This window comes from Paenibacillus pedocola (assembly GCF_031599675.1).
In the GTDB taxonomy this organism is placed as follows: Bacteria; Bacillota; Bacilli; order Paenibacillales; family Paenibacillaceae; genus Paenibacillus_AQ; species Paenibacillus_AQ pedocola.
Map to the genome: position 1 here is coordinate 1,751,108 of NZ_CP134223.1, position 22,649 is coordinate 1,773,756.

Consider the following 22,649-nt stretch of genomic DNA (forward strand, 5'->3'; position numbering starts at 1 on the left):
TCGTAGTATGGGATACACCTCTCCTCTGAATTATGATGGTAAACAAGAGAGGGGAGGAACTATGAAAACGATAACACTAGGAACGGAAAACGCATACAAAAAAAGAAGGAAGAGTGCGTGGAAGCAACTAAAGAATCAGAAATACCTGTATTACATGTCTATACCCTTTGTGCTGTGGGTCTTTGTCTTTCAGTATTTGCCCTTATGGGGCTGGACAATGGCCTTCCAGAAATATAAGCCGGGAATCGGTTTTTTTGATCAAAAGTGGGTAGGCTTTGAGCACTTCCGAACGTTGTTCCGGGATGAGCACTTCTATCAAGTGCTGCGAAACACGCTGGCAATGAGCTTTATGGGACTGATCGCCGGGTTCATCGTACCAGTCATCTTTGCCCTGCTTCTTAATGAAGTCCGTGTGCAGAGTATGAAACGGTTCGTGCAGACTGTATCCTATCTTCCGCATTTTGTCTCTTGGGTCGTGGCTGCAGGGATTGTCAGCAAGATGCTCTCTACGGATGGCGGAGTCATCAATGATATCCTCCTTGGCCTGAACATTGTGGATCAGCCGGTTCAATTCATGGCACAAGGCCACCTGTTCTGGGGAATTGTCACCGGCGCGGATATTTGGAAGGAAACAGGCTGGAATGCGATTATCTATCTCGCTGCCATATCCGGCATTGGTCCCGAATTGTATGAAGCTGCAAGGGTGGACGGTGCGAGCCGTCTTAGACAAATGTGGCATATCACGCTGCCGGGGATCCGGCCGACAATCATTGTCCTGCTGATTATGTCCATTGGACATTTGCTCGGAACGGGATTTGAGAAGCAGTTTTTGCTGGGAAATCACCTGGTCATCGATTACTCTGAAGTGCTTGATCTATATGCGCTTAATTATGGTCTGGCCATGGGAAGATACTCCTTCGGAACAGCAATCAACATCTTCAATTCAGTGATTAGCCTGATGCTGTTATTTGCGGCCAACGGAATATTCAAGCGCTTTACGAATGAAAGCATTATGTAGGGAGGAAGGGTGACATGGGGGTTGTCAACAGCAATACGCAGGTGGGCCGGTTAAAACAAAGTCTTCAGACGAAATCAGCACATGACCGGTTTCTTGAAATCATTGTTTATGTATCCATGATTGTTGTAACTGTTCTGACGATTTATCCGTTCTTAAACGTGCTGGCCATCTCACTTAACGATTCGGTGGATACGGTCCGGGGAGGTATCACCGTTTGGCCGAGACAGTTTACGCTGGAGAATTTCAGTCTGATTTTTACTTATGGAAGTCTGATTACCGGCTTTAAAATATCAGTTTTGCGGACGGTTATCGGTACATTAGCAGGCCTAATCAGCGGCTCAATGCTGGCCTTTACGCTGGCGAGGAGCGATTTTCAGGCGAGAAGATTTGTCTCCATGTTTCTTGCTATCACGATGTATGTCTCAGGCGGGCTGATTCCGGGTTTTATTCTGATGAGAGATCTTCACATGATCGATACTTTCGCTGTCTATATTCTGCCTGGTCTTGTAAGCGCGTTTAATGTCTTCGTCATCCGCTCGTTCATCGACGGTTTGCCGTTTGCATTGCAGGAGTCCGCTAAGCTGGACGGGGCTAACGATTTCACGATATATTGGCGCGTTATTCTGCCGCTGTGCAAGCCGGCATTGGCGACCGTGGCTCTGTTTCTTGCGGTAGGCCAGTGGAACTCATGGTTCGATACGTATCTGTTTAACGGCAGTAATGAGTCCTTGACCACGCTGCAATATGAATTGATGAAAATTCTACAGAGCACGACTACAAGTGCAACTAATTCCCAAGACACTGCTAACATGGCTGAGCGGATGTCACAGGTCTCACCGGAGTCGGTGAAAATGGCGATTACGATTGTGGTTACAGTTCCGATTTTGATTGTGTATCCGTTTTTACAAAAATACTTTGTCAAAGGTATGACGCTCGGTGCGGTAAAGAGTTAGTACCTCTCAGCTGTGGTGTGTCCAGGCTATGGCCTGTCTCATACGAAGTATGATCGAATTCATAAAATTAGGGGGTTGCTTCATGAAGCCGGAAAAAAAGAAGTTTGTTGTCTCTTCCTTGGTGGCGCTGACTATAGCGTCGACGCTTGCGGGATGCAGCGGGAATAATGGCTCTACTGCCGGAGAGGGCAGCAATGCGGAAGATTCTTCGTCCGGGACAGATTTAAAGCCAATCACGCTAACCTATTTCTCGGAGGACGGCAGCACGAATTGGAATAACATGAAGGATGAAGTCGGCAAGATTATTACGGAGAAAACGGGTGTAACCCTGGATGCCGAGTTTGCTGTCGGTGATCCGGTACAGAAGATCTCACTGATTGCCGCAACAGGCAACTATCCTGATCTGCTAGCTGCAAAGGCGGATGTCGGCAAGCTTGTAGACGCCGGTGCGGTCATCGATCTGACAGATTTAATCGACAAGTATGCTCCGAATATCAAAAAAATGTTAGGAGATAAGCTTGTACGGACCAAGTACAGCCTGGATGATGAGGCGATTTATGCCATACCAACCTGGTCAGCAGTGGATGAGAAGAAAATGAAAGCCGACGGCGGATTTGAACTCCAGCATCGTGTAGTTAAAGAGGCCGGATATCCGGAAATAAAAACAGTGAAGGATTACGAAAAGGTTATTCAGGATTACATCGATAAACACCCGACGGACGAGAACGGAAATAAAAATATCGGGCTCTCACTAAACGGGGACGATTGGCATATGTATCAGGTTACCAACTCGGGATTCCAGACAACCGGGGGACCGGACGACGGCGAATATTACATCGATCAGGAAACGCACCAGGCAACTTATCATTTCCGCCGTCCGGAGGAAAAGGAATATTTCCGCTGGTTGAATCATATGAACGACATCGGTCTGCTGGATCCGGAAAGCTTCGTGCAGAAAACCGACCAGTTTAAAGCTAAAGTGGCTTCGGGCCGTGTTCTCGGGCTGGCGGATCCGGAATGGGATTACGGGGATGCGCAGAATGCATTAAAAGCGGCAGGTAAGTTTGATCAGACTTATGGTCATTATCCGGTTACCTTGAGTAAAGAGTACAAGGATACCAGCTTCTGGCCGGCCGGCTTCGACGGAGGGTATGGGATCTCGATTTCCAGCAAGTGTAAGGACCCGGTACGTGCCATTCAGTTCCTTGACTTTTTGGCCTCGGAAGAGGGTCAAATTCTCAATAACTGGGGAATCGAAGGGAAGCATTATACGATGGAAAACGGTAAACGTGAGGTTATTCCGGCAGTGCAGCAACGTATGGATAATGATAACGCCGCTTTCCAAAAAGAATCGGGTGTCGGACTTTACTGGAACATGATGGTTCATTACGGGGACGGGATTAAAGATTCAACAGGAAACTATTTCACCCGGAGTTTTCCGGAACAGCTGACAGCGAGCTACAGTGAGCCGGAAAAGGAAGCATTAAAGGCATACGGTGTGGATCATTGGAAGGGACTCTTCCCGTCAGAAGAGGAATTCGAGCCAAGAGCTTATGGTGCGGCTTATACGATGTCACTTGCCAGCGACGATCCTGCTGTGATTCTTGGAGCCAAAATGAAGGATATTACCTGGAAACGAATTCCGGAAGCAGTGATGGCTAAGCCGGATCAATTCGACAAGATCTGGGACGCCTACATGGAAGATCTGGATAAGGCCGGAGTGAAAGAGATGGAAGAAGCTTATACCAAGCATGTCCAGAACCGTATTAAATTGTGGTCTTCAAAGTAATCTAGTTGCTCATCCGGGCCCGTTTCCAACATTTGTGCGAGGGAAACGGGCCCATTGCTATGATGGGTGATAGAGATAACTGTTCCGCCAATGGAACCGGCTTAATTTAATATCATACCTGTAAGCGCTTTATTGTGTTGTGGAATCCTAGTGCTATCAAAGATATTCAAGGAGGTACGTTAATGAGGCTGGAGATTAAGAGATTACTATTAGGCTTTTTATGTTTTAGTTTGGTCTTCTCTTTACTGGTATATTCAGGTGCGAATCGTTCGGAGGCCGCAGCTTCCTCTGCAGAGTCGGACAGCCAACCAGGCGTTATCAAACTTACTTATGCAGATGCCATATTAGATGGCTATGGCATCGAGAAGCGCGGAAATGTCTTTGAAGATCAGGATCGGCTTTATAATGGCGAAGGTTACATCTCATTCTTTTTCGCTGAAGATCCGTCCTCTGCAGAGCAGGCCGGAAGTGCAACTTTTACTGTAGAGGTTACAGAACCGGGATTGTACAAAATGAGTGTAGGCTACTATATTCCTGAAGGCTATGGCGGAAAAGCGACGAGCATTCAAATTAATGAGGTTGGCACTGGTGAGTTAACACTGGATGCACCTGCAGCAGGAACGGTTAGGGCTGAAAAAATGGTTAGCAAAGTGATGTTAAATGCCGGTAAGAATACCATCAAGGTCAACCGGGGCTGGGGGTATTTTGGCCTTGAATATTTGAAGCTGGAAGCGGCCAAGGCATCTCAGGCAGGGGGCATGCTGGAAGCGGAGGATGGTGTGATGAGCGGCGGCGTTTCAATAGAAACCCAAGGTGAAGGGTATTCCGGCCAAGGTTATACGGCATTCCAGCAATCAGGTTCACTTACCTTTACTTACAAGGCACCCTCGGCAGGAATGTATACCCTTCTTATAGGCTACAGTGCTCCAAACGGTGAGAAGAAAACCAGTATGATTGTGAACGGGCAAACTTCGGAAATTTCTCTGCCGGAGCAGAAAGGTTTCAGCGAAATTTCCGCCGGAAAAGCATTGCTGAAGGAAGGCGATAACACGATCGAGTTCTCAGCGAACTGGGGCTGGTACAATATTGATTATGTCAAATTGACGGCTGCCGATAAAGCGGAAGGCAATGCCGTGACGGGCAAACTAATTAACCCGGAAGCAACCTCTGAAGCCAAGTCGCTGATGAATTATTTGGCAAGCCAGTATAGCCATAAAATCATATCGGGTCAGCAAACATTGGAGGATGCCGAATGGATCGGACAGCAGACCGGCAGATTTCCGGCGATAATGTCCACGGATTTAATGGATTACTCCACTACCCGTGTCGACAATGGCGCCACTTCAACCGAGGTCGAAAAAATGATTGATTGGTACAAACGCGGCGGTATTGTAGCTCTGTGCTGGCATTGGAATGCCCCCAAGGGGATTGGCGGGAATGAGCCCGGCAATGAATGGTGGAGGGGCTTCTACACTGAACACACAACCTTTGATGTGGAATATGCGCTCGATCATCCGGATTCTGAGGACTACAGCCTGCTTATCAGGGACATTGATAATATCGCACTCCAGCTGAAACGTCTGCAAGATGCAGGTGTTCCCGTGTTATGGCGGCCACTGCATGAGGCAGAGGGCGGATGGTTCTGGTGGGGAGCGAAGGGACCGGAGCCAGCGAAGCGGTTATGGAAGCTGATGGTTGACCGGCTAACCCATTATCACCATCTGAACAATCTGATCTGGGTATGGAATTCCGAGAAACCGGAGTGGTATCCGGGAGACGATGTCGTGGATATTGCCAGTGTGGATACGTATAACCCGGCAGGTGATTACAACCCCAGCATTGCAAAGTATGAGGGATTAATCTCTTTGGTGAATAATAAGAAGCTAGTCGGATTGGCAGAAAACGGGCCGATTCCCGATCCGGATATGCTGCAGGCTTATGGTGCGTACTGGAGCTTCTTCAGCACTTGGACAGGCGATTTCATCAAGGATGGCACTACAAACGCTGCTGAACACTTGAAGAAAGTATATCAGAGCGACTATGTTGTCACACTCGACGAACTTCCGGCTAACCTGTATACCTTTACGGAATTTTCCGATCTCAGCGGCCATTGGGCTAAGGGGGATATTGAATTATTGGCGGATAAATTGCTGGTCAAGGGTGATGGCGGCCGGCAGTTCGCCCCCGGCCGTTTAACGACACGTGCTGAATTTACAGTGATTATTACCAGAGCACTGGGCCTAAGCGCTTCAAGTACACCCGTCCAATTTACAGATGTTGCGAAAACAAAGTGGTATGCGGAGCCGATTAGTGCCGCTGCTCAAGCTGATTTGATTACAGGTTATTCGGACGGTACCTTCCAGCCGGACACACAGATTACGCGAGAGCAAATGGCAGTTCTGATCGTTCGTGCTGCGGCACTTGCTGGTCAGAAACCGGCAGCGGTAAAGAATGTTCTGGATCAGTTCGCGGACGCTTCATCTATTAGTACCTGGGCGATAGACAGTGTCAATGCAGCGGTTGCTTCAGGACTTATGAAGGGATTAACCCGCGACCATTTTGCGGCAAAGGATTCAGGAGATCGCGCACAGGCTGCGGTCATGGTAAAGCGTTTGATGGTGTATACGAATTTAATAGATTAATCTTACGATAAGAACATATCAATTTATTGGTTTAAATTCTATTTAAGAGATCTGGTCTTTCTCTAAATAAGGGAGGGAAGACCGGATCTCTTTTATGATTATGGAAAACAAGCTGTGACTTCGGTGACTCCTAGTATAAAGAATCGCCAATTAAACTTCTTGCTAAAGCATACAAAATATTAAAATTGTTACGTTCTCAATGATTCCGAATTTTTGATATATTAAGTTGTAAGGGCTTACATAGAAAGGGTGATCAGAATTGAGGATGAGGCAAAAGGTAACCTCTGTATTTTTGGCAGTATTGTTGATGTTAAGTTCATTTTCATTCAGCATGGGGACTGCTGCAGCTGCAGAGCTGAATAGTCCGTATATTGTGAACGGCGGTTTTGAGTCGGATTTTTGGGCTGATAAGTCATGGAGTGTGGAAACCGAAACCTGGGATCAGGTAGATATTCAGCAATTTACTTACGCTAATGATGCATGGCTCACACCGGATGAAGGGACGCATGCCTTCAAATATTGGATCAAGGATACAGCCGCCGGAACTCCGGTGTTTACGGTGAAGCAGAGTATTCCTTCTCTCCCTGCGGGAAGCTATGAGCTCACAGTTAAGTCTATGGGCGGTATTGATAAGCAAGCGGGACATGTTGAATTGTTTGCGGGTACCGAGAAGGCGCCAGCTGCTGCCACCACCGGCTATAATGCCTGGGGAACGGTCAGCCTGAAATTTGTTCTGGCGCAGGATACCGCAAATCTTGTACTTGGAGCGAATATCAGCGGCGGTCCGGGCGCTTGGGGATATGCGGACAGCTTTGAGCTGAAGCAGACCAGCACCGAGGCGGTTCCGCCGGTGGCTGCGGATATTTTTGTGAAGAAGGTGGAGGGACTTTCGTCTGACTTTATTAAGGGCATGGACATTTCCAGCATTATTTCGTTAGAGAATAGCGGAGTTAAATTTTATAATGAAGCTGGAGAGGTACGAGATATCTTTAAGACCGTACATGAGGCCGGAGTGAATTATATCCGCGTGCGTGTATGGAATGATCCTTTTGATTCAGCTGGAAACGGTTACGGCGGGGGCAATAATGATCTGGCAACCGCAATCGAAATCGGCAAAAGAGCGACTGCAAACGGCATGAAGCTGCTGGTGGACTTCCATTATTCTGACTTTTGGGCGGATCCGGCCAAGCAGCATACGCCTAAGGCCTGGGCAGATTTGAGTTTTGAAGCGAAGAAGACTGCACTTTATAACTATACCAAAGAAAGTCTGCAGGCTATGCTTGATCAAAAGATTGATATCGGTATGGTTCAGGTAGGTAATGAAACCAATGGACAATTCGTCGGGGAATCCGACTGGACGAAGATGAGTGAATTGTTCAGTGCAGGCAGTAAAGCGATTCGGGAGACCGACCCGGGCATTCAGATCGCACTGCATTTTACGAATCCGGAATCGGCAGGCAGATATGCTTCCTATGCCAAAACCCTGCAGGATAATAAGGTAGACTATGATGTATTTGCAAGCTCCTATTATCCGTTCTGGCACGGCACATTAAGTAATTTGACCTCTGTACTGAAGCAGGTTGCCGACACCTACGGTAAAAAAGTGATGGTAGCCGAAACCTCTTATGCGTATACCGCTGAAGACGGGGACGGGCATGGCAATACGGCGCCTCAGAGCTCGGGGCAAGTTCTGGACTACCCGATCAGCGTTCAAGGCCAGGCCAATTCGGTCAGAAATGTAATTGAAGCGGTTGCCAATGTGGGTGCAGCGGGGATCGGCGTATTCTACTGGGAGCCGGCATGGCTTCCGGTAGGTCCGAAAGATAAGCTCGAGCAGAATAAGCTCCTCTGGGAGCAATATGGCTCAGGCTGGGCATCCAGCTATGCGAAGGAATATGACCCTAAGGATGCAGGGGTGTGGTATGGCGGAAGTGCTGTTGATAATCAGGCCTTGTTTGATTTCAGCGGGCATCCGCTGGCTTCACTGAATGTGTTCAAATATGTGAATACAGGGGCTGTTGCTCCTCTCGCCGTTGATGAAATCAAGGATGTCACGGTGACGGCTGTTGCAGGAGAACCTGTCCAGCTGCCGTCCGTAACAAGCGTTACTTATAATGATGGAAGCACCGGGACGATACCTGTTGTCTGGGATCAGACCGCATTTGAACAAGCGGTAAGCAAGGGTGCCGGCAGCTATGTGATCGGAGGAACGGCTGAAGGCGGCTTGACGCTGAAGGCTTATCTCGAAATTAAAAAACAGAACTTCATCGTCAACGCTGGCTTCGAGAATAACGACCGGAGCATGTGGGAGATCACCTATGGTGCAGGAAGCAGCCCGCATACCGATTATCAGAATAAAGTGACGGATGCCAAAAGCGGAAACTATTCGTTACACTTCTATTCAGCCAGTGGAGTTAACTTTAGTGTAACGCAGACGGTGTACGGGCTGGCTCCCGGTTACTACAATCTGTCCATGTTTATCCAGGGCGGAGATGCTGTTAATCCGGAGATGAAGCTCTTTGCGGTAACAGGCGGAGCGGAAGTGAAAACGGACACCGGAGTGAACGGGTGGACGCAGTGGAATAACCCGCAAATCGAGAATATTCTCGTAACGGACGGAAAGCTGACGATCGGTGCCCGCGTGAAAGCGGACGGCGGCGCATGGGGAACGCTGGACGACTTCTATTTGAGCTTTGTGAAGGGGAGCGGAGAGCAGGAGCCGGATCCGGGAACAGAGACACCAGGAACAGAAACGCCTGGAACAGAAACGCCTGGAACAGAAACGCCGGGAACGGAGACACCAGGAACAGAAACGCCGGGAACAGAGACACCAGGTACTGAGACACCAGGAACAGAAACACCTGTGACCCAGCCGTCTACTGGAGTAACCCAGCCGCAGACCGAGTTCATTGCAGTCAATGGAGATGGCGGCAGTCTGTTCATTAACCGTACGACCCTGGCGGACGGAACGAAGAAAGACAAAGTGGACTACACTGCGGCAAAAGCGCTTGAGGCTGTAAACAAGGTTGTTGCAGCCGGTCTTGATACGGTACGGCTAGTCCTCCCGGATACAGAGGATAAAGTCGCTGAGCAGGAAATTGGCTTGTCCAAGGATACCCTGAAGACATTAGCATCCGGCAAAGTCAATCTGGAGATGTCTACAGTGAATGCCAGACTGATTCTGCCACAGCAAACTCTGGCTCAGCTGGACGGGGATTATCAGTTCAAATTCACCCCGGTTAAGAGTGAACAGGCAATCAAGGCTGTGGAAGAACGGGCGAAACGGGAGCAGATCGTTCAAGCTGCTGCGGGCTCAGGGGATGTTCATGTTGTAGGCCGCCCGGTCAATATTGAGACAGGTGTGAAAAATCAGCCGGTAGACTTGATCCTCCCGCTGCCAGGTAATGTGCTGCCAACGGATGCAGCTGCGAGAGAAGCATTCCTGTCTCATCTGGTGATCTATGTTGAACATAGTGACGGTGAGAAAGTGCTGGTTCAGCCTCAAGTGGTGCAATATTCTGCCGATAAGCTGGGACTGAAAATCAGTGTGAACAAGTTCAGTACCTTCACTGTGCTAGACATGGATAACTGGTCTACATCCCCGAAGAAATCACATGAAGCGTATATGCAAGGCTACCCTGACGGAACATTCAAACCGGAGCAAGCCATGACCCGAGCTGAGCTGGCGGCGGTTCTGTCCCGCATTGGAGCCCCTTCGGCTTCAAATGCCCAGCCGGTAGCTTACAAAGATCAGAATGATTTCCAGTGGGCTGCGGGTGATATTCTTAAAGTGACTTCCGGCGGATTAATGACAGGCTATCCAGACGGCAGGTTTGGGCCGGAGCTGTATATAACCAGAGCCGAAATGGCTGCAGTTGTTGTACGCTGGATGCAGCTGAGCGGTGAACTTGTGTCAACGTTCACGGATACTGCAGATCACTGGTCGGCTCACAACATTGCACTGGTTCAACAGGCCGGTTATATGAAAGGGATGCCAGACGGAAGCTTCGGGCCGGATAAGTACTTAACCCGGGCAGAAGCAGTTACTATTTTCAACAGAGTATTGAAACGGGGGCCTTTATTCGGTATCCAGACTTCCAGCTGGTCGGATGTGTCCAATAGCTATTGGGCCTTCTATGACATTGTTGAAGCCACCACAAACCACAGCTACACAACACGGGAAGCTGGCGGAGAAGCAGCAGAGTAAGGAAGAGGTAAAAGGTATAATTGTACAAGATGCCTTATTTTATAAGTAAGTTATAGTTATATCTAAGAAACCTTTTCAACGGAGACTTGTCAGGCTTTTAAGCCGGCAGGTCTCTTTCTTTTGCCTGAAGTGCATAAATTATTATTTCATTATTTTTTCATTTTTTATAGCTATAATGTGTCTTAAGGATATTAAAGGCGGACTTCAATTATGGCAGAGCCAAGCGCCACATGAACTAACATTTTTGGAACAAGAAAGCAGGCCATCATGCACATCTTATTAGTAGAAGACGACGCTAAGCTTGGCTATATGATTCAGTATAAGCTCACATCTGCAGGACATCGGACGGAATGGGCCCGTACTTCAGAAGAGGCGGAACTGTTTTTTTCCACTACGGAATTTGATCTGTATATTCTGGACTGGATGCTTCCCGGTAAAACAGGGCTGGAGCTATGCCGGCAGCAGCGGGGGCTGAATGACAATACGGCCATTCTGATGCTGACTGCACGCGGCGAGATTGAGGATCGCGTCAGCGGGCTACTCACAGGGGCAGACGATTATATGATCAAGCCTTTTGCTTTCGAAGAATTATTAGCCCGGATTACTTCCCTGGACCGCAGAAAGCAAACACGGGGATATACCCTAAAGTATGCGGTCAGCGGCCTTCGGCTCAATCCGGACACACAGGAGGCAGAACGTGAGGGAGTCCCTTTGACACTGACCAAACGTGAGTTCCAGCTGCTGGAGTTTTTTGCCCGTCATCCGAATGTCGTGCTCTCCAGAGAGCGTATTCTCAATTCTGTGTGGGGCAGTGAAGCTAATGTGACTCTGAATGCTGTCGATGCCGTCATCAAGCTGCTGCGAAAAAAAGTCGATGATCCCTTCTCTGTGAAACTCATCAGAAGTGTACACGGAAGAGGTTACCGTTTAGCAGATAACGGAGCTGACCATGATGATACCTAATACCCGCAGGCAATTAACCATCTTTTACAGCACGATGATTGGATTAATTCTGCTCATCATGGCGGGTTCCTTTTACTGGGTACTAACGGATGTGATGCACAGGGATGAAAGGCATAATCTGGAGTCTGCCGGGCAAAAAGCTTTGGATGAGTGGTTAAGTAAACCGGTGCAGGCGCAGGATGCGGAGGAGATTCGTGAACAGCGGCAGGCAGGCACTCGCAGAATGGAATGGGAGTATCTGCAAAGCGACCAGTTTGCTGTCATAACTGATCCATCATGGACGATCTTCGTTCATTCGCCAGAGAGAAATAACCTGCTGCTCCAGCCTTCCTTCCAACAGCAGCTGGATGCCCAAGGGAGTAAAAGCTACGTTCATTTAAGCAATTCTCCGGGTAAGAACCAGGCAGATTATGCAATACTGCGACTAATGACAGGTGATGAAGCACACCCTGTTCTGTTGATCGGGGAAGAGGTGAGTAAGCAGGAACATCTATTAAAAGAGATGAGGCTCCTCCTTATCGGGATTACCCTTCTCCTCCTGGCGGTGACCACCATCATAGGTTATATACTGGCCGGCCGGGCTATACTCCCCCTCAACCTTGCGTTTATCCGGCAGCAAAAATTTACCGCTTACGCCTCTCATGAGCTAAGGACACCTCTAAGCGTGCTTCAGCTGTCGGTGGACATTCTGGAGGAGGAACAGCACAAGCTATCGCCTGTCCATCGGACGGTGCTTCAGGATATGAAAGAAGAAATAGAGCGTATGACACGTTTAACCGGGCAATTGCTTACACTCGCCAGAAATGATTCCCCTCTACAGCACATGAGGCGGGAGGTATTCGACCTGCAGGACAGACTTTCTTTTGCAGCCGCAAGAATGCAGCTAATGGCTCTGGAGAAAAATGTGAAGCTAGAGCTGAACACAGGCAAAACGGAAGAGGGCTTTACCTGTATAGGCGACAGCGAACAGATAGACCAAGTGCTGTATATTCTTTTGGATAATGCCATTAAATACTCTGCGGAGGGGGGCACGGTGACACTGGGAATTACCCGGAATGATAACGGCACTGTGAATGTAATTATTCAGGATACGGGCTGCGGGATTTCCGAGGAGGATCTACCCCATTTGTTCGAACGGTTCTATCGGGTAGATCAGGCCCGTACAAGGGAACACGGCGGCACCGGATTGGGGCTGGCTATCGCCTATGAGATCGTCAGCAGGCACGATGGCCGGATCGTCGTCACCAGCACTCTCCATCAGGGAAGCACCTTTACGGTCATCCTTCCTGAAACTAAATGAACCTATAGGCAACCAGTCAAGTAGAAACAGCTGTGCTGCCCATAAAAAGGCGGTATCTGTTTCAGCGGGAAAAATAAGGAGGTTTTACGATGTTTACTGAAGTCTTTAATCATATTCATCCTATTATTGTACATTTCCCTATTGCTCTGATCATCATCGGATTCGGGTATGATTTGGTGCTGGCCTTAAAAAAACGCTCTTTGAATCCTGTCGGCGGGTTATGGATGTGGCTGCTTGCTGCAGTTGGAGCCTGGGTCGCTATTGCAACCGGGCCGGATGATGATGCCCGCGGTGTGACTTCATTCTTAGAGCCTCATGAGCTGCTCGCCACCTTAACCGCTTGGGTCGTTACTTTGATCGTTGTATGGAGATTACTGATGTACTTGAAAGGGAAACGCGAATTTGTAAAAGCTCCGCTGGTGCTATACCTGGTCATTTCACTTGCTTCCTGCGGCCTTGTGCTGGGAACCGGTTATTACGGCGGTAAAATGGTGTATACGGATGGCGTAGGCGTATCGGCCAATGGCACTCTGGTCAATCCCCCTGTGCTAGGGAATCACAAGTAATCAAATACCACATGAAAAAAAGGAGATCCGCTCTTGCAGCGGATCTCCTTCGATGTTTCACGGATAGGTTTTTAATCTTAGATTTGGTTCTGGGATAGCGAAGCCGAATCTCTGGCCACGTCTCTTACTTCCCCTATGGACATGTTTACGTTCCCTGCACCGCCGGACAGCTTCTGTAAGGCCCCGGATATGTCCTCAACTTCAATCCCTCATGGGAATTGAAGCCCTTAAATGCTGGTTAAGCTATGGATTACGATATGGACAGCAGCCTATTCATCGCTGTCGATTTCCCGGTTTCCAAGTGTTTGTACCGGACGGTTGTCATGCGGGAATATTGCTGCAAATTTGCTGATTTGCTCGCCGGACCATTGAACCGGATTCTCCAAGACGATCCACTGTACCCCTTCGGTACAAGGCGGCGTGGTGAGCGATCCCTGGTAGCGGAACGAATGAAGATCTGCTGGCAGCAGCCCATTCAGATTGAAGTTACCCTCAACCGGAGTTTCTTCTTCACTCTCTTCGGCCGGAAGCAGGGACCATAGCTGGTTCAGGCCGGTATTTTCGCTGCCGCTATGAATCAGAACACTCAGCACCGCAAGCGATCCGTCCTCGCTCTTATGTACCAGATGCAGCTCCATTTCAGCATGTTTGCCGTCCACCTCATGCTCACTGGGCAGGTGGAAATGGAACTGCTGCAATGTATAGGTCTTTCCTTCAATCACAAGCCGGTTATCCTGATTCTTAAGGTTCACCTGGATCGTATGGCCGTTGTTAATGATAGTAACGGGGGAAGGCGAATACTCCACCTTGATCGGGGAGAGGCTCTCGTCGTCCTTTACTTGGTCATGAAGGATATTAACCGGCGATTGAGCGGTACCGGTACTGCAGGTTGTGAACAGCTGATCCAGCTCAGCCCAGTGCTCCGGAGAGGTATCACCTTCATAAGACCAGTGCGCCTGATGCGTTGCGGCAGTGGCGGAGGGTTCGTTTATTCCTGCTTCCTCCTTGTCAGGTGCGTTGTTTCCGCATCCGGCCATCATAGACATGACCATGGCGGGGAACAGGATTCGCGGTATCCATTTGTTGATGCGCATATAGCAGCCTTCTTTCTTTTTCGTATGGAACATTGTTATTTATATTGTAAATAATGGATGTTTGAGCAACAAGTGAAAAAAGACTCAAGCCTTCTTTGGTTCAAATTATCCAGATATCCTAGACCTTTCCCTTAGTTAATCAGCGAGTCCAAGAGCTTCCCGTGCTCATTGAATATAAATATGACAGGAACTTCTGACCCATGCGATGAGGGGGTTGCTTATGAATAAGCGGGCAGGAATAGTGAAGAAGCGGAGTCTTTCATCCGGAGCTGAGCGGGGACGCAGCTTGCAGCGGAAGGTGAAGGCCCAGAGCATTAATTTTGCAGTCATCGGAGACAGCCATGTAGGATACGGGAACAGCTCAGTTATTTTTAGAAATCTTTTGCCCAAAGCGGTGAGCAGCGGAAATAAGCGGTTTGTGATTTTTGGCGGGGATAACGCGCAGGCAGGGGCTAATCATGGAAGTAATGCCGATGCTTTCTACAAGGATTTCAAGGATACGGTTACGAGCACGCTCGGGAGCATTCCTTACAAAGCCTCAATCGGGAATTGGGAGGCAAGCACCCGGTCCTTATTTACTCAATATTTAGGAGCTGCAGCCGGGCAGATGAATTTTCCGGGTACACAGGGCAAGGTGAGGTATGTATGGCTTGATTGTGCACTCGGGAGATTCACCCCGGAAAGTCTAAAGCTGCTGAGAAATTTAGATGACCGGTATTATTACATTATTGATTTTCATTGGCCTTTAAAGGTAAGCGGGATTACGGTTGATCCCAGCCATGTGCTCAGCGGGACAGAGACGGGGAAGTTTTTTGCAGCGATTCCGGCGAAGGTAAGAGATCGGGTGCTGGCTATCTTCACACATCACGGGCATAAGTTTTACCGGAAGCTGACCAATATTTATCCCGGTTTCTCTAAGACCAAATTCTTTGTGTGCGGGTGTTCCGGAGATTACAAATGCAAGCCTAGTGGTGATCGCGGATACTACAATGCGACATTAACCCTCAACGGGACAGCAGCCACGGTTGATGCTTACCGAATATCGGTGATGTAGCGGAATAAGAACGGCTATAATCTATAAATACAAGCCGAGCAGTGATGCGCGGCTTGTGTCTTCATATATAACAAAATAATAAACAGCGTCTACTGCACACTGAGATTATCCCAGTTGATCTGGAACTCCTTCAGCATGCCTTCTTTGGTCAGCTTGCCGCCGAGGTAGCCCTGAATGCTGCTGGATAATTCCTGCGGCATTCCGTTCGGCAGGCGCGACCAGTTCCAGGTCAGAGCCTGATCTTTATCGGTATATTCCAATACTTCGGCACCCAGTTCCCCGAGCTCTTCTTCGGTACCCTCAATGCTGTTGAGGGCAGGGATGAACTGGAACTCCTTGGTGATGTATCTTTTGCCTGTCTCTGAGGTGACGAGCCAATCCAGGAAGACCTTAGCCTCCTCTTTAACAGGTGAGTTCTTATTGACGACCCAGTTGCTGGGCACCCCTACATACAGCTTATCGTTGTCTTCCGCTGTGTCATCAATCGGCATCGGCAGGATGCCCAGATTCAGGTTAGGGTTGATGCCGTCGATTTGCCCCTGGGTCCAGTTGCCCTGCTGCATCATCGCCGCTTCTCCGCTCGCAACCATGGTGACCTGGGTATTGTAATCGGTCGAGAGCGGATTTTTGTTGCCATATTCGACCGTAAGATCAAGCAGGTCCATCCACTTGGAGAATATCGGATCCCCGTTGAACGTCTTGGAGCCGTCTGTCAGTCCCGTAATGAACGCTTCCGGGTCGGGCTGCTGGGCGAATGCTACATTGACGTTATGATTGCCAAGCACGAACCATTCCTGATAGCCGTTGGCAAAAGGCGTGATCCCCGCAGCCTGCAGCTTCTCCGCCGCCTCACGCAGAGCGGTAAGGGTCAGCGGCTTCTCCATGATGCCGGCCTGCTTGAAAAGATCCTTATTATAGATGAAGCCGTAGCCTTCCAGATTCATCGGCATACCGTAGAGCTTGCCGTCTACAGTCATCTGTTCTGCCGCAAGCGGCTTAACATCCTTGGCCCAGGCCTCGCCGCTCAGGTCCTCCAGATATTCCAGCCACATATCACGTTCATTGTTGCCGCCGATGGTGAAGATATCCGGCTCGTCCCCGGACGAGAACTTAGCGCGCAGGGAAGCCCCGTAATCGCTGCCGCCCCCGACGCTTTGAATCTCCAGCCGGATGTCCGGGTGCTCCTGCTCGAATTCGGTTTTAAGTGAAGCCAGCGCTTCTGATATTTCCACCTTGAACTGGTAGATATGCACGGTTTTGATCCCGTCCGCATGGTCACTGCTCCGTCCGCAGCCGGTCGTCAGCCCGGCCAGCAGCAGCGAGCATGCGAGGAGAAGTCCATGTTTTTTGCTCATACTAGATTCATCCTCTCTGCCTGAAAAGTCGCAGGTATCGTTAGCCCTTAACGGAGCCCTGGGCGATGCCTTCAATAATATACTTCTGCATCAGCAGGAAAAAGATCACCACCGGCGTAATCCCTAGCACAAGCCCCGGAAGCGCCAGATCCCACTGCTTCGTATATTGCCCGAAGAAGGCATATGTGGCGATGGGGATCGTACGGTGCTGCGGGTCCTGCAGAATGAGCGATGGCATCAGATAGTCATTCCAGATCCATAGCGTATTCAGAATGATCACCGTAACGATGATCGGCTGCATCAGGGGAAGCACAATCCGGAAAAAGGTGCCGTAAGGGCTGCTGCCATCCACCCGTGAAGCCTCTTCAATATCTACCGGTACCGATTTAACGAAGCCGTGGAAGAGGAATACGGTCATCGGCGCGCCAAATCCCAGATAAGCGAGGATCAGGCCGACGGTTGAATCCATCACGCCTAATCCGCTCACAACCTTGACCAGCGGAATCATTATCGCCTGAAACGGAATAACCATAGCCGCTACCAGTGCTATATAGAGCATACGATTATACAGGCTGTTATTACGGACCATTTTGTAGGCGCACATCGAACAGAGGAAGGCGAGCAGCACATTGCTGATAACTGTAACAATGAAGGAGTTCAGGAAAGCATGCGGGAAGTCGGTTGCTTTCCACGCTTCTGCATAGTTGCTCCACTGAAGCATGGAGGGCAGTGCAGCGGAATCCGAGAGAATTTCACTGTAGCTTTTGACCGAGTTCGCCAGCAGAAAATAAAACGGAACCAGGAAGATTAAGCCCAGCAGAATCATGAGCAGCTCGGCCAGCAGCAGCGGGGCCTTGAATTTTTTGGCGGCAGTCTCCATTACAGCTCCACCTCTCTTTTCTTGGTTGCTCTAACCTGCAGCAGGGAGATGATGGCCACAACGACGAAGAAAATCATCGCTTTGGCCGAGCCCATGCCGAACCGGCTAATGGTGTAGGCTTCATTGTAAATATTCAGCGCCACGGATTCGGTAGCTTTGAACGGGCCGCCTTTGGTCAGCGACAGGTTCAGGTCGAACAGCTTGAAGGACCACGCGATCGACAGGAACAGGCAGACCGTTACGGCCGGCATAACCAGCGGAATTGTAACATGGCGCAGCGTCTGCAGCCGCCCGGCTCCGTCAACCCGGGAAGCTTCCATCAGGCTCTGCGGAACGTTGTTGATCGCCGAGATGTAGATCACCATCAGATAGCCGGCATTTTGCCAGACAAACACGATCACAATCGCCCAGAAAGCGGTTCCTCCGGTACCCAGCCAAGGGAGATTGAAGAAGGACCAGCCGGTGGCCTGGCCGATCGATTCGAATCCCCGGACAAAAATAAACTGCCAGATAAACCCGAGCAAGAGCCCGCCAATAACATGGGGAACAAAAAACACCGTTCGCAGCACATTGCGCGTAAACAGCCTGCGTGTCAGCACATAAGCGAGTGCGAAGCCGAGCAGGTTGGTCAGCACCAGACCGAATAAAGTAAACTTGGCCGTGAACCAGAACGAATGCAGAAAGGAAGGGTCCTTGGTGAAAATATGCAGGTAATTCCGCAGGCCGGTCCACTCCACATGACGCGAGATTCCGTTCCAGCTGGTAAACGAATAATAAAGTCCCAAAAAGAATGGAATCAGTACAATAACAAAGAAAAACAGGGAAGTTGGCCCGACAAAGATAAACTGCTGCATCAGGCCTGATCTTCTTTTATGGTCCATCGTTCCTCACCCCTTGGTGTAAAGTAAACATTTCATTAAATAACCGGAAGGACAATTATCCGAATCAGGTATTCTAGAATTTACCAGGTGCAGGATATCATTGACGCTGGAAAACAATAAACAATATAATCTGAAAAACGGACGAAGAACGTCCCGTACTCCATGGTTTATTGGGGTGCGGGACGTTTTTTGTGCAGAGGAGGGGCGTGGGGAATGGGATTTGCGGAAGAGCATCAGAAATGGCTGGAATATCATAAGACACGAAGAACCGGGGAACGCCTGGACCGATTGAAGCGCGGGTATGGACATGGTGAGAAAATGTTTGCGGAGCGGGTATGGTGGCCGATTTTTGGAGTTTGGATGATCTGCATCCGGAGTATGAGGTGTCGGATTGGCGGGGCAGGCCTTATTTTGTTGATCTGGTATGGAAGCCGGGCCAGGTGAAGTTTGCCATTGAGATAAAAGGGTATGGTCCCCATGTGCAGCATACAGACCGCACCAGGTACCGGCAGGAGCTAAACAGGGAAACTTATCTGCAGATTGCCGGCTATCGCGTAGTATCTGTGCCTTACGATGATTTGGAATCGGCACCGGAGCTGACGGTCTCTCTACTCAAATCCTTATTAATTCCATGCCTGTTGCAGCATGCGGATGATGAGAAGAGTCAGTACACAAGGATGGAAAGAGAGATTTTGCGGTTAGCGGTACGGTCAAACGGCTATATTAGGCCTATTGATTTAGTGAATGGGCTTGGTGTTGATCTGAGAACAATTCGGAAATACATAGCTTCTTTATGTGAAAAAGGTAAATTCAAACCCGTGCTGGCCCAGGGCAGCAGCCGGATCTGCCGGTATGAGTATATTCATTCCTTGCTGGATAACGAGCTGTGGTAACGTGCCGGCGGCGTGCTGAATGATAGAATCAATGATTCCGCCACCGGCGAGCCGAACGCGGAAATCAACGGTAAAAATCCCGTTGATTCCGCCGCCGGCGGGCTAACGGGCTGTCTTTTCAAACTTGACAGCCCTTTCAAAGTATCGGTATGGTAGACTGGTCAGATTATAAGGAGGCTTGGGGATATGTCAGGAGTTCTTGGTAATCATTTCGTTACACAGATTGGCATTTTGGTGAATGATGTGGAGAAGGTCAGCGCGGCGTATGCGGAGTTTTTTGGACTGGAGCAGCCGGAGATTATTATTACAGATACAGCCGACATTGCCCAGACCCGCTATAACGGGGGGCCGACTGAGGCGCGGGCGAAGCTGGCTTTTTTTGATATGGGGTCGCTGCAGCTGGAATTGATTGAGCCGGACCATCAGCCGAGCACATGGCGCGATTATCTGAATGAGCATGGTGAGGGGCCGCATCATATTGCTTTTGTCATTGAAGGCATGCAGGATAAGATCATGCTGCTCGAAGGCAAGGGGTTCCCGCTCCAGCAAAAGGGTGAGTATACCGGCGGCCGTTACGCTTATATGGATACATTCAAGGAATTAAAGGTGCTCGTGGAGCTGCTGGAGAACGATAAGCAATAAAGTGCAACCAGACCAACTAATATCTCCCAGGGGAAGTTTGCACGTTCTTAAACAGGCTTACCCGGGGAGACCAATATAGGAGGAGTTCATGATGAATATTCTGATTACCGGTGCCGGACGCGGGCTGGGTGTGGAGCTGGCGGCTGAAGCTCTGGAGCGCGGGCATGGCATTATTGCCGGAGTCCGGCATCCTGAGCAGGAACAGCCGGAACTGGCGAAGCTTGCGGCCGCCTACGGGGATAAACTAACCGTGGCGAGGCTGGATGTGACGGATGAAGAGGGGATAGCAGCTCTGGCTGCAGAACTGAAGGCGCAAGGGCAGACACTCGGAGCTATTATTAACAACGCGGCGGTTCTCACCGCCCGTAACACGCCGGTTGAAGTGCTGGATCTGCAGGACATGCTCACTACTATGGATATTAACCTGTACGGACCCATCCGGGTGGTCAAGCATTTCCTGCCGCTGCTCACCGAACCGCAGCCAGCGGTCATTAATATTTCTTCGGAAGCGGGCAGTATCTCTAACGCCTATCCGGGAGACTATCCGTATTCCATCTCCAAAACAGCACTTAATATGTTCTCACAGCAGCTGCACGTCTATTTGCAGGATCGCGGAGTCCATGTGCTCAGCGTACATCCCGGCTGGATGCATACCGATATGGGCGGAGAAGAAGCGCCGACCGATCCGCGCCAGAGTGCCGGGGGCATTATCACCCTGATCGAGCAGCGCAAGGGCCCGGAAGGCGTCTTTAGGTTTGTGGATTATACGGGTAAGGATATGAAGATATAAGTGACTTAGCAGGCCGCCTGGTAAGGAGTAGCTGATTTCGGCAGAAAACCGTAATCAGCTTTTTTGTGTTTAAATATTAGGAAAATATCCCCAAAAAGCAGGAATGTTTATGTTTTTGTATAATATTTAATATAAGTATTAAATAAAAACATATTGGAGGCATTCCTATGGTTGAGTTAGTGGCAAGTTCATTAGAACAGGCCGGTGTATCGGCATCAGGTGTCGAACGGATTAAGGCTGCTGCCGCACAGATGGTGGAAGACAACATTACACCGGCACAAGTGATTGTTGCTGCCAGAAAGGGAGTTGTACTCGTCCATCAAGCTGACGGAAAAATCGGGCCTGAGCCTGATGCAGCCGAATTAACCGTTAACACGTTATTTCCGCTCTGTTCCATCACGAAGCTGTTTACCGCAACGGCTGTGTTGATGTTAGTTGAACGTGGCAAGGCAGGGCTGAACAGACCCGTCGTTGATTACATTCCCGAGTTTACAGGCGAGGGAAAATCCAAGGTGTGCGTGCATCATCTGCTGACCCATACCTCCGGATTAGACGGCGAGAAAATACACCTGCATGCACAGGCCAAACGGGCTGAAGGAACAGAATTTCCTGCAAGCGCATCCAACCAGGACCCCGAGCTGCATGAGTACTTGTATAGCGGCTATGATGCACCCCTTAGCTGTGAGCCGGGAACGGCGATGTCTTATTGCGGGTACGGTTATGAGCTGCTGGGAGAAATCATCCGGCGTGTCAGCGGTCAGGCTCATAACGAGTTCGTGCGGGAGAACATTTTGGAACCGCTGGGGATGGAAAATACATATTATCGTGTCCCGCAGGAAGTACGGAGCAGAGTGGTAAGACGTTCACCTGAGGCGGCCTGTGCGGAGTGGACCGAAACCGAATATCAGCTGAATTCAGTATCTGCGGGCGGCGGTGCATACTCTACAGCAATGGATCTGGCCATCTTCGGCCAAATGTTTCTTAACGGCGGTATCTTTAACGGGATACGGCTGCTTAGTCCGGTAACGGTGAAAGAAATGACCCGGAATCAGATTCCCGGCGTGTCCTCGCAATACAGAGATGAAGTATTCCCTGAAGCGTACTGGGGGTACGGCTGGGCAATCAACGGGACGAAACGGGATGGCGGTGACCTTTTTTCACCCGATGCATATTCGCACTGGGGCGCAGCCGGTCCTTTCCTGTGTGTGGATCCCGTTTACCAGACGGTAACGGTTCATTTATCGGTCGAGCTGGATCATCAGAAGCCGTTTAAGAATATGTACGCGGATTACTTCAATAATACGGTTCTTGCAGCAATCACAGAACTGTAGCGCATTTCAAACTACATTATTGAAAAGTGAGGGCCCCGGGGATAATCCTGAGGGCTTTTTTGAAATATAAGTATTTAAATGTTTTACATCATGCGAGAAATAACTAGAAAATAGTTTGCTAAGCATACCTTCCTCACCTCAAGGCAAAATAAACAGGATTGACGCCATTCCAGCAACAGCTACACTAGGTGAAAGCAGTTTGTTTGGACGATAATTGTTTGTTTGTCAGGTTATCGAACATAAAATACGGTATTTTTAAGGTGGAAAATGGTTTATTGTGCGGTTTCAGAT

The 22,649-nt window shown here is 49.5% G+C and carries 17 protein-coding genes; 13 read left to right on the top strand and 4 right to left on the bottom strand.

Features of this window, described 5'->3' with window-relative positions; translation table 11 throughout:
• Positions 1-61: 61 nt before the first annotated feature.
• From QU597_RS07575 to QU597_RS07610, 8 genes are all read left to right on the top strand, one after another.
• On the top strand, positions 62-1,018 hold the full coding sequence (locus QU597_RS07575; RefSeq protein ID WP_310832084.1) for an ABC transporter permease: 957 nt from the start codon (positions 62-64) through the stop codon (positions 1,016-1,018).
• Positions 1,019-1,032: 14 nt separating this feature from the next.
• Positions 1,033-1,971: a carbohydrate ABC transporter permease gene (locus tag QU597_RS07580; RefSeq protein ID WP_310832085.1), complete on the top strand. Its 939-nt coding sequence runs from the start codon at positions 1,033-1,035 to the stop codon at positions 1,969-1,971.
• A gap of 82 nt (positions 1,972-2,053) precedes the next feature.
• Complete coding sequence (locus QU597_RS07585) at positions 2,054-3,760, top strand: ABC transporter substrate-binding protein (RefSeq protein WP_310832086.1); 1,707 nt, start codon at positions 2,054-2,056, stop codon at positions 3,758-3,760.
• 182 nt (positions 3,761-3,942) lie between these two features.
• The gene (locus QU597_RS07590) at positions 3,943-6,402 is read left to right on the top strand and encodes a glycosyl hydrolase (protein WP_310832087.1); all 2,460 of its coding nucleotides are present in this window, start codon (positions 3,943-3,945) and stop codon (positions 6,400-6,402) included.
• Positions 6,403-6,709: 307 nt separating this feature from the next.
• Positions 6,710-10,609, top strand: coding sequence for a glycosyl hydrolase 53 family protein (locus tag QU597_RS07595; RefSeq protein ID WP_310832088.1), 3,900 nt, complete (start codon positions 6,710-6,712; stop codon positions 10,607-10,609).
• Between the two features lie 267 nt (positions 10,610-10,876).
• Positions 10,877-11,572 (top strand): response regulator transcription factor, encoded by a 696-nt coding sequence (locus QU597_RS07600; RefSeq protein WP_310832089.1) that lies wholly within the window; start codon positions 10,877-10,879, stop codon positions 11,570-11,572.
• Positions 11,559-12,872, top strand: a complete 1,314-nt coding sequence (locus tag QU597_RS07605; protein WP_310832090.1) for a sensor histidine kinase — start codon at positions 11,559-11,561, stop codon at positions 12,870-12,872. The genes QU597_RS07600 and QU597_RS07605 overlap by 14 nt, the downstream gene beginning before the upstream one ends.
• Positions 12,873-12,961: 89 nt before the next feature.
• Positions 12,962-13,438 (top strand): DUF2231 domain-containing protein, encoded by a 477-nt coding sequence (locus tag QU597_RS07610; protein ID WP_310832091.1) that lies wholly within the window; start codon positions 12,962-12,964, stop codon positions 13,436-13,438.
• A 269-nt stretch (positions 13,439-13,707) separates the two neighbouring features.
• On the opposite strand, the gene QU597_RS07615 is transcribed toward QU597_RS07610, so the two are convergent.
• On the bottom strand, positions 13,708-14,532 hold the full coding sequence (locus tag QU597_RS07615; protein WP_310832092.1) for a carbonic anhydrase: 825 nt from the start codon (positions 14,530-14,532) through the stop codon (positions 13,708-13,710).
• A gap of 220 nt (positions 14,533-14,752) precedes the next feature.
• Between QU597_RS07615 and QU597_RS07620 the strand changes: the two genes are divergently transcribed.
• Positions 14,753-15,586 carry a metallophosphoesterase family protein gene (locus QU597_RS07620; RefSeq protein ID WP_310832093.1) on the top strand — a complete coding sequence of 278 codons (834 nt, stop codon included), beginning with the start codon at positions 14,753-14,755 and terminating at the stop codon, positions 15,584-15,586.
• Between the two features lie 89 nt (positions 15,587-15,675).
• On the opposite strand, the gene QU597_RS07625 is transcribed toward QU597_RS07620, so the two are convergent.
• From QU597_RS07625 to QU597_RS07635, 3 genes are read right to left on the bottom strand one after another with little or no spacing between them, the layout of a single operon-like run.
• Positions 15,676-16,941 carry an ABC transporter substrate-binding protein gene (locus QU597_RS07625; protein WP_310832094.1) on the bottom strand — a complete coding sequence of 422 codons (1,266 nt, stop codon included), beginning with the start codon at positions 16,939-16,941 and terminating at the stop codon, positions 15,676-15,678.
• Between the two features lie 40 nt (positions 16,942-16,981).
• Entirely contained in the window at positions 16,982-17,821 is an 840-nt protein-coding gene (locus QU597_RS07630) for a carbohydrate ABC transporter permease (RefSeq protein WP_310832095.1), read from the bottom strand.
• Positions 17,821-18,702, bottom strand: coding sequence for a carbohydrate ABC transporter permease (locus tag QU597_RS07635; protein WP_310832096.1), 882 nt, complete (start codon positions 18,700-18,702; stop codon positions 17,821-17,823). The genes QU597_RS07630 and QU597_RS07635 overlap by 1 nt, the downstream gene beginning before the upstream one ends.
• Before the next feature lie 335 nt (positions 18,703-19,037).
• On the opposite strand from QU597_RS07635, the gene QU597_RS07640 reads away from it, so the two are divergent.
• From QU597_RS07640 to QU597_RS07655, 4 genes are all read left to right on the top strand, one after another.
• Positions 19,038-19,595: a putative endonuclease domain-containing protein gene (locus tag QU597_RS07640; RefSeq protein WP_310832097.1), complete on the top strand. Its 558-nt coding sequence runs from the start codon at positions 19,038-19,040 to the stop codon at positions 19,593-19,595.
• Positions 19,596-19,781: 186 nt separating this feature from the next.
• Positions 19,782-20,237: a VOC family protein gene (locus QU597_RS07645; protein ID WP_310832098.1), complete on the top strand. Its 456-nt coding sequence runs from the start codon at positions 19,782-19,784 to the stop codon at positions 20,235-20,237.
• 88 nt (positions 20,238-20,325) lie between these two features.
• A complete protein-coding gene (locus QU597_RS07650) occupies positions 20,326-21,027 on the top strand; it encodes an SDR family oxidoreductase (RefSeq protein ID WP_310832099.1) in 702 nt (233 codons plus the stop codon).
• A gap of 167 nt (positions 21,028-21,194) precedes the next feature.
• Complete coding sequence (locus QU597_RS07655; RefSeq protein ID WP_310832100.1) at positions 21,195-22,358, top strand: serine hydrolase domain-containing protein; 1,164 nt, start codon at positions 21,195-21,197, stop codon at positions 22,356-22,358.
• The last annotated feature ends 291 nt before the right edge of the window (positions 22,359-22,649 follow it).

Bases quoted from the DNA above. Each gene is read 5' to 3' on its own strand.
- QU597_RS07590 (WP_310832087.1), top strand. From the start codon at position 3,943: ATGAGGCTGGAGATTAAGAGATTACTATTAGGCTTTTTATGTTTTAGT.
- QU597_RS07615 (WP_310832092.1), bottom strand. From the start codon at position 14,532: ATGCGCATCAACAAATGGATACCGCGAATCCTGTTCCCCGCCATGGTC.
- QU597_RS07580 (WP_310832085.1), top strand. From the start codon at position 1,033: ATGGGGGTTGTCAACAGCAATACGCAGGTGGGCCGGTTAAAACAAAGT.
- QU597_RS07610 (WP_310832091.1), top strand. From the start codon at position 12,962: ATGTTTACTGAAGTCTTTAATCATATTCATCCTATTATTGTACATTTC.
- QU597_RS07635 (WP_310832096.1), bottom strand. From the start codon at position 18,702: ATGGACCATAAAAGAAGATCAGGCCTGATGCAGCAGTTTATCTTTGTC.
- QU597_RS07605 (WP_310832090.1), top strand. From the start codon at position 11,559: ATGATGATACCTAATACCCGCAGGCAATTAACCATCTTTTACAGCACG.
- QU597_RS07625 (WP_310832094.1), bottom strand. From the start codon at position 16,941: ATGAGCAAAAAACATGGACTTCTCCTCGCATGCTCGCTGCTGCTGGCC.
- QU597_RS07655 (WP_310832100.1), top strand. From the start codon at position 21,195: ATGGTTGAGTTAGTGGCAAGTTCATTAGAACAGGCCGGTGTATCGGCA.
- QU597_RS07620 (WP_310832093.1), top strand. From the start codon at position 14,753: ATGAATAAGCGGGCAGGAATAGTGAAGAAGCGGAGTCTTTCATCCGGA.
- QU597_RS07575 (WP_310832084.1), top strand. From the start codon at position 62: ATGAAAACGATAACACTAGGAACGGAAAACGCATACAAAAAAAGAAGG.
- QU597_RS07650 (WP_310832099.1), top strand. From the start codon at position 20,326: ATGATGAATATTCTGATTACCGGTGCCGGACGCGGGCTGGGTGTGGAG.
- QU597_RS07630 (WP_310832095.1), bottom strand. From the start codon at position 17,821: ATGGAGACTGCCGCCAAAAAATTCAAGGCCCCGCTGCTGCTGGCCGAG.
- QU597_RS07600 (WP_310832089.1), top strand. From the start codon at position 10,877: ATGCACATCTTATTAGTAGAAGACGACGCTAAGCTTGGCTATATGATT.
- QU597_RS07645 (WP_310832098.1), top strand. From the start codon at position 19,782: ATGTCAGGAGTTCTTGGTAATCATTTCGTTACACAGATTGGCATTTTG.
- QU597_RS07585 (WP_310832086.1), top strand. From the start codon at position 2,054: ATGAAGCCGGAAAAAAAGAAGTTTGTTGTCTCTTCCTTGGTGGCGCTG.
- QU597_RS07595 (WP_310832088.1), top strand. From the start codon at position 6,710: ATGTTAAGTTCATTTTCATTCAGCATGGGGACTGCTGCAGCTGCAGAG.
- QU597_RS07640 (WP_310832097.1), top strand. From the start codon at position 19,038: ATGGTGGCCGATTTTTGGAGTTTGGATGATCTGCATCCGGAGTATGAG.